Genomic DNA, 12,409 nt, shown 5'->3' with positions numbered 1-12,409 from the left:
GCTCACACAGGCTTGTTGCGGTGAATGGGTCTACGGCTAACTAAGCCGGCAGTCATGCTGCACGCCGCCAGCCAGCATCCGCTAAGGGCTCGGTTCTCAGCAGGAAGGAAAGCTCTCGGCTTGCGGTGACTCCGCTCTTCCGCTGAGCGATTCAAAACAGCGTGTTGTATCGCACAATCCCAACGGTGTGTCTTATAGCACAATTCGGAAGCCTAGCCAAGCACTTATTTCGATCCGACAGCGTTCGCCGCCGGATCAAGTTTTGCAACTCAGATGCGTTCCTGCAGCGCGGCTGTCTACACAAGCCGTTACGGCATCCTTCCCGGTCATTTTCCGAGTCTGTTATAATGCGCGAAATGCCAATTAACGACATCGTTGATAGCTCTACTGCTGAGCAAACTCGTGCTACTTCACGAACCGACAGAAATGCTCTCTTCGCAGCGATTCTAGGGTTGCTCACTCTTGCCAGTATCATTCTGTTAGTCTATCAAGCGAACCGATCTCTTGAACTCAGGATTGAGGCCGCGGAAGTTTGGTCTGACTATCAAGTCAAGATTGTGAAAGCTTCGGCCGAAGAGGACCCAAACCTGAGACAGCAGTACACAGAAGAGCAGGATGTGCTTCGACAGCATGCTCAGGAGCTGAAACAACAGAGTATCAACGCCAGATACGCTGTAAAGTTTTCCACCTATGCGGCCGTCCTTCTTCTGATAGCCACCACCATCACATTTCTGGCACTTGTTGCTAAGAACAAATATGCCGGCTATCTCGGGTTACTCCTGGGTATCATCGGCGTAGGGTTTGGCCTTAGGCCGCTGTTCTAAATACTGTCTTTGCTCACCGCACCGCGCCGCCAGCGATGCCATAATCCTCCGCATCTTTCTCGCCTGGTGGATTAAAGCTGTTCGCATAACCTTGTCGGAATCGCAATTCTCATGCACTGCTCTGTATTACTACCGAACAGGGGAGGCGGCTTGCCCGCCCGGAGATGTGTACATCTGCTTGTAAACCGCGATAAAAGGCCGCCAAAACTTTGAGGCTCACGGTACGCTATTTGTACTTCTACTGTCAGATAGGGGCAGTCATGTACAGATCGTCGCTGAAAAAGATCTATATCGCAATTCCAAAATTCAAGGTCGCCGCTATCAGTGCGCCTCTTTTGATTCTGGCATTCGCGATTTATTCCTTCGCTCCGTCGAATTCCTCCATCACGACCAGTCCCTCGAAGAGCTTTGCAAATGTCGCGATAAAGAACTTCGGACAGATGGATGACCATTTTTTCCGCGGGGCTCAGCCGAAGGATGATGAGTACAAGGCGCTCGCAGCTTTAGGAGTGAAGGTAATCATCGACCTTCGCGATGACCCTATGCCCTTTGCTAAGTCAGCCACTGAAGCGGCTAGGATGCACTACTTCAATATCCCAATGAGTGATAAGGATTATCCGAAGAACGAAACGATTGACGAGTTTTTGAAAATAACTACAGAAGAAGGCAATTGGCCCTTTTATGTTCACTGTGCAGGCGGCCGCCACAGAACCGGTCTTATGGGAGCGATGTATAGATTCAACCACGATGGATGGGATTACAATAAGGCTTACCAGGAAATGAAGAATTACGATTTCTACACGCGATTTGGTCACGGGGAAATAAAGAAATACGTAGAGGATTATTGGCAGCACTTCCAGGCGAAAACGACTTCGGCTTCAGTGTCCGCCCGGTCTACCCAATAGAGATAGGGTCAAAGTCACCTTCGCGGCCGGGCAAAAATCCACCGCATGAATGAAGGGGCGCCGCGTGGGCGCCCCCTTTGCTGTATGATCGCGGTAGCCAAGATTCCGGCGCTCTGGTTCTCACATGACCGCGAAGTCGAACTGCTCCTGATGGAGATTCGGGTCGGGCTCGATCGTCACCGGTGTTCCGAAATGAGCTTCGACCTCCTCCATAACTTCACGCTCAGTCGTGCGCAGCGATTCGGCTACGTGCGGCGAGACTCGCAGCATCACGTCGCTCGAACCGGCCAACTGCTTACTCATCGCTTTGGCTTGCTCCAGTATCTCGAAGCACATCGTCTGCGCTGACTTCACCATGCCCGCTCCCTGACAATACGGACACGGCGTACAGAGCGTACGTTCGAGGGACTGCTTGACTCGTTTGCGAGTAATAGCGACCAGCCCGAAGTCGTTGATCGAAAGAATCTTGGACGGCGAGCGGTCGTGCGACAACTCCTGCTGCAACGCCATCATTACCTTTTGGCGGTTCTTGCGCTCCTCCATATCGATGAGGTCGAGCACGATGATCCCGCCAAGATCGCGCAGCCTTACCTGACGCACGATTTCTTTTGCAGCTTCGAGGTTGGTTCTGGTGATGGTGTCCTCGAGCTTGTCCGACTTGCCGACAAATTTGCCTGTATTCACGTCGATCGCGACCAGCGCTTCCGTTTGATTGATCACGATGTAGCCGCCTGATTTCAACCACACGCGCGGGCGAACAGCTTTGTCGATTTCAGCTTGCACACCATACTTTTCGAGAATCGGCTGGTCGGCGGTGTACAGCTTCACCCGCTTTACCAGCTTAGGCTGAACGCGATTCACAAACTCGACTATTCGCGCGTACTCGACTTCGTTGTCGATTCGAATGGCGGTGAACTCATCGGACATCTGATCGCGCAAGATTCGCTGCACCAGATCGAGGTCTCGATGCACCAGTGCCGGCGCCTTGACGCGTTCGGTCTTCTTTCGAACGTCGGCCCAGGTGCGCAGCAAGTAGCGCATATCATCGCCGAGCTCTTGCTCGGAAACGCCCGCGCACGCGGTCCGCGCTATGAAGCCGCCGGTGGCGCCTTCGCGGTCACGCAGAGCGGTCACGATTCGCTTCAACCTTACGCGTTCAGCGTCGTTGGGTATCTTGCGCGAGACGCCGATGTGGTTGACCGTCGGCATGTACACAATAAATCTGCCGGGCAGCGCTATGTGAGACGTGATGCGAGCGCCTTTTTTGGCGATCGGCTCCTTGGCGATCTGAACGAGAATCTCCTGTCCTTCGTGCAGGAGGTCGCTGATCGTTGGAGCGCCGCCTCGATCGGGTCGCCGGGAAGGACCGACTTCCGGTCTGCGCTGATCTGGTCTGCGTGGATCTGGTCTGCGCGGATCTGGCCTACGCGGGTCTGGTCTGCGCGGATCGGGTCTGCGTTGGGGACCAGGACTCGGAACCCGTGCTTCACTCGGTCGAGTTTCAACCGGCCTCGCCTCGACCGGCTTGGCTTCAACTGGCCGCTCTTCAACTGGCCGGGACTCCGCCGGACGAGCAGTCTCTTCCTGCTTTGGAGCTTCCTCGACTTTGGCCTCGCCCTCTTCCGGCGCGACGGCGGTAGCCGCTGATTCCTCCTCGCCGGGAGCGGCCCCTGCTGCTGTAGCCGGACCTTCGCGGCGACCCCCGCGGCCGCGACGTCCTCTTCCGCCGCGGCGCACGGCAAACTCACCGCGAGGCCCGCGGTCGCGCACTTCGGCTTCGCGGTCTTCTTCCGATGACGACTCTCGGTGACTCTCCCTGTTTTCGCTCGGGTCCTCGCTCGCAGTCGAGGATGAGCCTTCAGTCGTGCCGTTCTCCAGAAACTGGGGTGAACCGGCCGCCTCAGTCGATTCGGTTGCTTCGCCCGAAGCACCGGATTGAATCCGGCCGTAGAGCCCGCGCACAACATCGGAAATATGCCGGAAGGGAGAAACTTTAGTCTCATCGTGCTGTCCGGTGATTGAGCCTTCCTGCTCGATGTCGGCCTCGGAACGCGCCACATTTTGCCGCGCGGCAGCCTCGGCATTCTCATCCACGACGCGCTGGAAACCTGAGTCGCTTTCCGCCAAAGAGCGCAGGCTGCCTACTCGCCACTCAGGCTCGGGCTCGGGTTGGAAACTGGCAGTTTGGTACTCGGCGTTGTGGACCTGCTCGATGATCTTCTCTTGAACGATCGCATCCTTCAGAAGCTCTCCCGCGTCCTCCCGCATGTCCTCATCGGTAACGCGTTGAAACTGGGTCGCGCTCTCGCGCTCCGCTGCTTGTTCGTTTTCGTCGCGCCGCCGGGATCGCCTCGGGCCAGGTTTGGGCGCAGCCTTTCGTGTCGTTGCCTTGGCCGGCTTCTCCTCAGCCTTCGTTAGTTTCTTTCGGGGCTCAACCGGCTTCCTTGCTCGGCCGCGCCGGGGCTTCGCATCCGGTTCCGCAGCTTCAAGTTCGGCGGCCTGCGCTGGTCTCTTAGAGGCGGCGGTTTCCTCGGAGCGATAAGTCTCATCGTCGGTCACGCGTTCGATTGAGAATGCCCCGACAGCCGGCTGCGCGACGCCCTGGTCATTCTCGGGAAGATCCTCTTCAGGAGGCGGCGGCGGAATGAGGCTCTCATCTGCGATCTCGGCCAACTGCTCGACCGCGTCTTCGATGCGCACGGGCCTCTCGGCAGGTGGTTCCTCTTCGCGCGCACGTTCATGCGCGGGCGCAGGTTTGGCGCCAGCCGAAACCGGTTCGGGTCTGCGCGGGTCGCTTCGCCGCGGTCGGTCGTCGATTCGAGGAGGAACGCGCTGATCATCACCCACTTCACGGAAGTCGATCTCTTCCTCCTCCTCCATGAACTCGGTGAAATCCGAGACGTATAAGAACGCGTCGCGCTCCAGCCCGATGTCGACGAAGGCCGACTGCATTCCAGGCAGCACCTTCATCACCCGGCCCTTGTACAGGTTGCCGACAACGCCTTGATTCTCGTCCCTGCGTTCGACGTAGAACTCGGTCACTATGCCATCTTCAAGCATGGCGACCTTCTTCTCGTGCACGTTTGCACTAATGATTAACTCTTTTGCCATGAATTCTCCTGATGTTGCCGTGCAGCAAGAGGTGGTAAGCGCAACGCGCCTTCGGCAGGTGACGACCGGACTTCTGGTCTCAGATCACAGAGTAGCTTCGAGCAGATGAACTGAGTTTCAGGTCTTTGAGCCTCTTGAAAGCCTTTTGCTACGAGCTCAAAGTGAGCGAATGTCGCTGACAAGCGTTAGCGCCCGCGTCACACTTCGATTACTCCGCGCTACAGTTCTAGCGAACTCGCTCTCAAACCGGTCGCGCTCGCCTCACTCATAACGTTCAAATCGGCGATCATCGCGTCGCTCGCGAGGAGGCGAATGTCAAAACTTACCGCGCTGCTTAACGGCACAAACCGTTTTAGATATCTATGAGTGACTCGTGGTCACTCGCAACTTGTCTCCTTGCTCGCTCATCAGAGCGGTGACTCCATTTGTCCAGCTTGCGGGGTCGCTTGTTTCATCCTCCCAATACAACCGCAGCCGTCGCACGCGGGAACTGAGAGAAGTCGTCTCAATCTCGGTCAAGCCGTAAACAGCGGCCACGACCTCAATCGGCTTCACGCCGCCGTTCGGCGAAACTTCAGTCACAATACTAAGACTGTTCAGGTCCTCGACCAGACTCAGAGCTTTTGTGTAGCGCCGCACATCAACTCGCTGACGCTTGTCCTTGCGCACGCGCTCAATCACGCACGAGCCGCGCGCCATGAAACCGTCTGCCAGATTCCGATGAATATCGGGCGCGTCGATCGCGGCGAACTCAGCTCGTTCACCGCATATTCTTTGAAATGCCGCCTCGATCTCCGGTGCGTCGAGATTCACCGAGTACTCCGCGCGGTTGACCTCTTTTATCAGCGACTGCGCTCCGGCCCGCAGCCGCAGCAGTGACTTGAAACTTAAACCGGGTGGTAAGACTGCATTGATCCTGTCGAGGAACTGCCGTTCCTCGAGTTCATCGTGCGAATCGAAGTCGATCAATTCGTTATAACCCACTGTCCCCACCCCAAGCGCCGGCCCGTACTGAATCAACGGCATCGGGTGGTACCCCTGACTGTATCCAAGCTTGATCTTCGCACGTCTGAACGAGCGAGGCAACGCTCGCGTCAGGTCGAGATGGGAAAGGTACTTTACTTCTTCACCTTTTTCGAACGTCGCGCGATAGCGGAAGAGGGGGGTTGGGGGTGTGGGGTTGGGCGTCGGGGCCAACCCCTGAAGCTCAACAAGCGGCTGCTCGATAACTTCCTTCACCGCTGCTATCCGTTCCTGATAACTTCGAACTTCCACATGCAGCGCATAGGCCTTGCCAAGGTGCTCTCGAGACTTGGTCAGATCGCACTCCAGCCCGCATGCATAGCAGAGCAACGGTTGGGAAGCTACTCGCTCGAACTCCTCGTGCGAGGGAGCGATCGCCGTGGGCCGGCCGTCGATGATCTTCACCGGCAGCTCGCACGGCGGTGATATCTTCGCCTTGATTCCCTTGATGTACTCGCGGGCGTTGAACTCGCGCTTCACAAGCGTGTCGATGTGGTCCCACGGAAGCTGAACGAGCGGCGCGCCGGGCTTGTTGAACTCCCGGACCGGGAACTCCTGAAGATAAGGCTCGATCTCCACGCCCTCGATTCTGAACGCCTCCATCCACTTCCCGAAATCGAAATGCTCGGTCCAGCCGTCAAACCGGCAACCCATTCTCCACGCTCGCTCGATCACCTTGCACAGCGCGCGATCGCCGCGCGAGATTATTCCTTCGAGCAGCGACGTCTCCGCGTGATGCACTTTCACGTCGATGCGATAGCGGCGGCCAAGCTCCTTCAGCATTCGCTGTTTGCGCTTGATCGAGTCCATGTCCTCTTGCTTGCACCACTGGAAGGGCGTGTGCGGCTTTGGCACAAAGTACGAAGCCGAACACGTAGCCTTCACGTTCTTGTTGTACTTGTTCTTGCCAAGCTCGCGCACTTTTCTGCCAAGCTCGGCGATGCCGCTCACGTCTTCATCTGTTTCGGTCGGCAGCCCGATCATGAAATACATCTTCATCGCGGACCAGCCTTGCTCAAACGCAACGGAGCAAGAGTTCATTACGTCCTGCTCGGTGATGTTCTTGTTGATCACATCGCGCATCCGCTGAGTGCCCGCTTCGGGCGCGATCGTGAAGCCGGTCTTGCGGACACGGGCGATCTCGCGAGCGAGCGACTCGGTGACGCCCGACGCGCGCAGCGATGAAACTGAGAAGCTGACGTTGCGGCGCTCGAGCTCGCTCCCAAGCATCTTCACCAGCGGCTCAAGGCAAGTGTAGTCAGCCGTCGAAAGCGAGGTCAGGCTCGTCTCGTCGTAGCCGCCTTTTTCGATGCCGTCAATGATCGTCTCGACGATCTGCTTCGGGTCGCGCTCGCGGACCGGGCGGTAGATCGTGCCCGCCTGACAAAACCGGCAGCCGTCGACGCAACCTCGCGCGATCTCGATTGCCACGCGGTCATGCACCGCTTCGATCGCCGGCACGGGCGAGTCCGAAGGAAACGGATACTGATTGATGTCCTGGACCACCCGCCGGCGAATCGGAAACGGGATATCCGCGTCGTCCGGTTGGTTGACGATGAGCAGACCGTGATGCGGGCTCACCGAGGTCGGATACAGCGACGGCACGTACATACCCTCAATTCGAGCGATCTCTTTCAGCAACTGCTCGCGGGTAAGATCCATATCGGAGTCTCTCAACTCCATGTAGCGCGAAACCAATTCGGGGAACGTCTCTTCGCCGTCGCCGATGACGAACACGTCGATGAAGTCGGCTACCGGTTCGCAGGAATACACGGTCGGCCCTCCGGCGATAACCAGCGGGTCAACAAGCGAGCGCGCTTGCGTATGAATCGGGATGCCGCCCAGATCAAGCATCGTCAGCACGTTGGTGTAGGTCATCTCGTACTGGAGCGAGAAGCCGACAACGTCGAAATCGCGAAGCGGCGTATAGCTTTCAAGCGAGAGCAGCGGTATTCCGCGCTCACGGAGCTTTGCCTCCATGTCGGGCCACGCCGCGTACACGCGCTCGGCCGCCCATCCGTCGCGCTTGTTCAAAAGGCTGTAGAGTATCTTGAGGCCGAGGTGGCTCATCCCGATCTCGTAAGTGTCCGGGAAGCAAAGCGCGATGCGGGTATGAACTTCGCCGGGCGATTTGTGGATGGCGTTCCATTCACCGCCCACGTAGCGCGCGGGCTTCTCGACAAGCGGAAGAATCGAGTCTAATGCTGCTCGATAGTCATTTTGTGTGTTGATCACCAAATATCCTTCAGGTCCAAAGCAAAACCTGGCAGCGCCGGCTCACCTGAGATGCTCTGCGGATTGTCTAGGCATTCGACGGGCTGATTCGGACGGTAGACATAGGCTTGTTTCGATTGGGGATCGATCAACAGTCCCAACTGCGCGCCGTTCGCGATATATTCCTGCGTCTTGTCCTGCAGAAACGACAACCGATCCGTCGCAGAGCGCAACTCCAAAACGAAGTCAGGACAGAGCGGAACAAACCTCTCGCGCTGTTCTTCAGAGAGTGCGTCCCATCTTTCTCGGCTGACCCAGGAGGCATCTGGAGAACGCTTGGCGCCGTTGGGTAAAATAAACATGGTCGAAGAGTCGAAACTCAGCCCCGTGCCGTCCTTCTTTGCCCAAAGCACAATCTGAAAAGTGATGTCTGCATTGCGCGAACCTGTGGTTCCGCCAGTTGGAGGCATAATGATCAGCTCTCCCTCTGCAGTGAGTTCAAGACGCAGGTCGTCGTTGTCCTGACAGAGTTGATAAAACTGCTCTTCCGTCAATCTGACAGAATGGAAATCCAGAGCCACGGTGAACGGCCTTTCTTGTTCTAGAATCTGTGCTGTCACAATACCTCCGTCTAACGAAGGGTCGCTACGAGTAGCCACTTAATTCACAAACCGTCTCATCCTCACGCTCAGCGCCAACCCCACACCTATGAACATAGCCATCACCGCGGTGCCGCCGTAGCTCATCAGCGGGAGCGGGATTCCCATTATGGGCATCAGCGCCACGACCATCCCAAGATTGCACAGAATGTGAAACGCTATCAATCCCACGAAGCCCATCACGATCAGCGAGCCTGACCGCTCGCGCGAGGCTTTAGCCACCGCTATCAGCCGCCAGATGAGCACCAGGTACAGCACCATCATCAGCAGCACTCCGATCAGTCCGGTCTCTTCGGCGATCACCGCGGCAATGAAGTCCGTCCACGCGAACGGCAAGAACCCCAGGCGGCCTTGAGTGCCGTGGCCGATTCCCTTCCCTAGCACGCCGCCTGAACCGACCGCTATCACCGATTGAATCGTCTGGTATCCGAATCCCCTCGGGTCGGCCTCCTCCGGGTGAATGATTACGTTGATGCGTTCGATCTGGTAGCGCTTGAGGTGGGGATACACCGCAACCAATCCGACGGCTACCGCGACAACGCCGATCCCCAAAAATACTTTCCGCATGCCCCCAAGAAAGTAGAACGTTCCAAGTATCGCTCCGAAGGTGAGCGTCGTGCCCGTGTCGTGCTCGGCGTAAACCAGTATAAGCGGCGGCATGACTATCGCGGCCATGATGAGCATGTCTTTGATCGAAAGCGATGTCTGGCGCTGATGAGCCAGGTGACGAGCGAGCATAAGAATGGTCGCGGCTTTCGCGAACTCGCTCGGTTGCAAGCTGAAACCGGCAATACGCAGCCATGCTTTGTTTCCGTTGATCTGCGTTCCCCAAACCAACACCACAACAAGCAGAATCAAGACCGCGGCATAGAAAAACGGCGCGATATTCATGACGATCTTGCGGTAGTCGGTGAACATTATCGCTATCGCGATCGCCAGGCCGATCCCGAGCGAGAAGATTTGCTTCTTAACGAAGCTGCCGTCCGGCGCGCTGCTGCTTATCCCCACGCAGCCAAACGCGGTTAGAGCTATCGGCGCCAGCAACAGCAACCAATCTACGTCTTTGAATTTCCTTTGGATATCAACCATCGCGGCGTATCGGGTCGGGTGCCAGCCTCAGGGCCAACTCGGAGTTTCTTGAAATCGCCTGCATGTTTCGCTACAGCGTCCAGTAATCACGGCGTGCCCGGGCGGCGCTTAGGATCGGCATTGGGCTTTGCCGGAGCGCCCGTAGCCGGACGAGTTGTCTCCCGTTTCGGCTGCGTTTTCAGCGCGACCAACTCGGGAAGTATCGGGCGGCCAAGCTTCTTTGAAAAGTAGGCGGCTTCGATCATCTTCACCTTTGGAGCAGATGCTGAAGCTCCCCAGCCCCCGTTTTCAGTTATGCAAACAACCCCGATCTCCGGCTTCTGATCGGTGTGCATGGGAGCGAAACTTATGAACCACGAATGGTCCTTATGTTCTTTTCCGCGTACCTTTTCCTTGGCGATCACCTGCGCGGTGCCGGTCTTGCCGCCTGCGTTGATCTCGCGCGGAAACCCAACGCCGCTGGCCGTGCCGCCCTCGTTGATCACTCCCCACATGCCGTAGTCAACTGTCTCGATCGTGAGTTCTGACAGTTTCACTTCGGTGGGCTTGTCGTCGTAGTACTTGACCGCACCAAGCTGCGTCTCCTTCGCTTGTTTGAATAAATGCGGCGTGTGGAACTCGCCACCGATCACGATTCCGGCTTCGGCTCGAATCAATTGAATCGGCGGGACCGCAACCGAGCCCTGCCCGATCGATGCGAGCACGGTGTCAAAGTCCTTCCATACCGGATCGCGAGGATTGACCCGCTTCTTCCATTCGCGGCTCGGGATTATTCCTCTCACTTCGCCGGGCAGATCGACTCCGGTTCGCTGCCCCATACCGAAACGGGTCACCCAGTCGTGGATTATGTCGACGCCCATCTTGAGTCCAAGCCTGTAGAAATAGCCGTCGCACGAGTGCACTATCGCGGCATGGATGTCTGGCATGCCGTGATTCTTGCCGCAGTGAACGAAGCGATTGCCTACCTGGATGCCGCCTCCGCACACGATCCGGGAGTTCTTCAGCGTAATGGTTCCTTCTTCGAGCGCCGCGGTGGCCATCAAGATCTTCCAGGTCGAGCCCGTTGGATAGATACCCTGAATCGCCTTGTTGTACATCGGGTGCGACGGATCATTGACGATCGCGGCCACTTCCTTGCGGCTCCCGGTCGACACGACGTTGCGCGCGAACACATTCGGGTCGAAGCTGGGGACCGAAACCATCGCGAGTATCTCGCCGTTCTGCGGGTTCAGCACTACCGCCGCACCGGTCTCGTTCTTGGAATAGAACTGTTGCTCTGCAACCTTCTGTAGATCGAGATCCAGCGTGAGGATGATGTCCTGACCCTTAATCGGCTCGATGCGGGCGAGCTCGGCCTTGGGCATGCCTCGGCTATCGACGATCACGCGACGCATCCCGTCCTGGCCTCGGAGCTCGCGGTCGTATTTTTTTTCGATCCCGTCCTGTCCGACGATGTCGCCCGATTTGTATCCCGCTGCTTTGAATTCCGGATTCTCGAGTTGCTTCGGGTTGACCTGGCCGATGTAGCCGAGAAGGTGCGCGGCCAGCTTGCCGTACTTGTAGACCCGCTGCGGCTGTTGGTCGATCGTTATCTCAGGATGCTCGAGTTCGTGAGCCGCAACCCACGCTCGATCGGCGAGCGAGGCATTCTGCTTGACCAGTATCGGCTGTGATTTCGGGCGCAGGGGATCATTCAACTCAACCAACAACTCGCCTCGATCAATATCCAGATTTTGAACCAGGGCATTGACCGTGTCCTCCTTGTTGGTTATGTCCTCCGGAGTGACTACTACGTTGAACGCGGACGCGTTGTCGACCAGCAGGTTCTCGTTGCGGTCAAATATCGCGCCGCGCGACGCAGGGATTGGAATGTCGCGGATTCGATTGTTCTCGGCGCGCGCCTGGTAATCTTCGTGCCGCGCGACTTGAAGGACGTAGAAGCGAATGCCGAGCGCGATAAACACGGCCAGCACCAGGTACTGGATCAAGTACACTCGCAGTTCCAGATTGAATCCTTCTTCTCTCGCGTTGGTGCTACTCATAGAATCGCTTCCTTATCGCCATGCGCCGCGCGGTCGCCTGTTCTGAGAAAACCCGGTCGAGCACCACAAACAGAATGATCGATGCCACGGTATCGCCTAGCATCTTCCACCCTATCGTCGCGCCGAACTCCGCCCACGTGGAAACATGCGGCAGCGTCTGTTCAAGCATCTGGTTCAGCCCTACAAACAACACCGTGTTTCCGGCCGAAGCGACGGCAACGACTGACAACCGCGCCAGCGGATTCTCGAGCGAAAGCCTCACGCTCGCGGCGCCCACGAGATAGCCTATCAGCGTCTTGGAGAATCCTCCAACGCCGAGGATGCCCCCTCCAACCGCATCTCCGCCGAGCCCCGCTATCATTCCAGTCACCATCCCAATCACTGGCGCGCGCTGCAGACTGAAGTACACCGTCACCAGCAGGGCCAGGTCGATGTATTGAAAGAACCTCACATAATTGGGAAGAAGCATCTGTAGCAAGAGCGCAACGACAATGGTCAGGGCGATTTTGAAGGTCTGCACTCTTTAGGCTACCTCGAATCGT

8 protein-coding genes are annotated in these 12,409 nt (G+C 57.2%); 2 read left to right on the top strand and 6 right to left on the bottom strand.

The genetic code is table 11. From position 1 onward, the window contains the following. The first annotated feature begins 347 nt into the window (after positions 1–347). Both AABO57_10210 and AABO57_10205 read left to right on the top strand, forming a co-directional pair. Entirely contained in the window at positions 348–824 is a 477-nt protein-coding gene (locus AABO57_10210; protein MEK6286102.1) for a hypothetical protein, read from the top strand. A gap of 260 nt (positions 825–1,084) precedes the next feature. After that, a complete protein-coding gene (locus AABO57_10205) occupies positions 1,085–1,729 on the top strand; it encodes a tyrosine-protein phosphatase (protein MEK6286101.1) in 645 nt (214 codons plus the stop codon). A 120-nt stretch (positions 1,730–1,849) separates the two neighbouring features. Here the strand turns inward: AABO57_10205 and AABO57_10200 are convergent, their stop codons facing one another. From AABO57_10200 to mreD, 6 genes are all read right to left on the bottom strand, one after another. After that, positions 1,850–4,840: an Rne/Rng family ribonuclease gene (locus AABO57_10200; protein ID MEK6286100.1), complete on the bottom strand. Its 2,991-nt coding sequence runs from the start codon at positions 4,838–4,840 to the stop codon at positions 1,850–1,852. Positions 4,841–5,200: 360 nt separating this feature from the next. Beyond that, positions 5,201–8,098 (bottom strand): TIGR03960 family B12-binding radical SAM protein, encoded by a 2,898-nt coding sequence (locus tag AABO57_10195; protein ID MEK6286099.1) that lies wholly within the window; start codon positions 8,096–8,098, stop codon positions 5,201–5,203. Continuing rightward, positions 8,095–8,697 carry a Uma2 family endonuclease gene (locus tag AABO57_10190; GenBank protein MEK6286098.1) on the bottom strand — a complete coding sequence of 201 codons (603 nt, stop codon included), beginning with the start codon at positions 8,695–8,697 and terminating at the stop codon, positions 8,095–8,097. Before AABO57_10190 ends, AABO57_10195 begins: the two co-directional genes overlap by 4 nt. Positions 8,698–8,736: 39 nt before the next feature. Beyond that, on the bottom strand, positions 8,737–9,825 hold the full coding sequence (locus AABO57_10185) for an FtsW/RodA/SpoVE family cell cycle protein (GenBank protein MEK6286097.1): 1,089 nt from the start codon (positions 9,823–9,825) through the stop codon (positions 8,737–8,739). 86 nt (positions 9,826–9,911) lie between these two features. Then, positions 9,912–11,867: a penicillin-binding protein 2 gene (gene mrdA, locus AABO57_10180; GenBank protein MEK6286096.1), complete on the bottom strand. Its 1,956-nt coding sequence runs from the start codon at positions 11,865–11,867 to the stop codon at positions 9,912–9,914. Then, the gene (mreD, locus tag AABO57_10175; GenBank protein MEK6286095.1) at positions 11,860–12,387 is read right to left on the bottom strand and encodes a rod shape-determining protein MreD; all 528 of its coding nucleotides are present in this window, start codon (positions 12,385–12,387) and stop codon (positions 11,860–11,862) included. Before mreD ends, mrdA begins: the two co-directional genes overlap by 8 nt. Positions 12,388–12,409: the final 22 nt, after the last annotated feature.

The sequence above is a fragment of the Acidobacteriota bacterium genome, from assembly GCA_038040445.1.
GTDB lineage: Bacteria > Acidobacteriota > Blastocatellia > UBA7656 > UBA7656 > Onstottus_A > Onstottus_A frigus.
The sequence above is the reverse complement of the archived record's forward strand: the minus strand, read 5'-3'. Positions and strand labels throughout refer to the sequence as shown.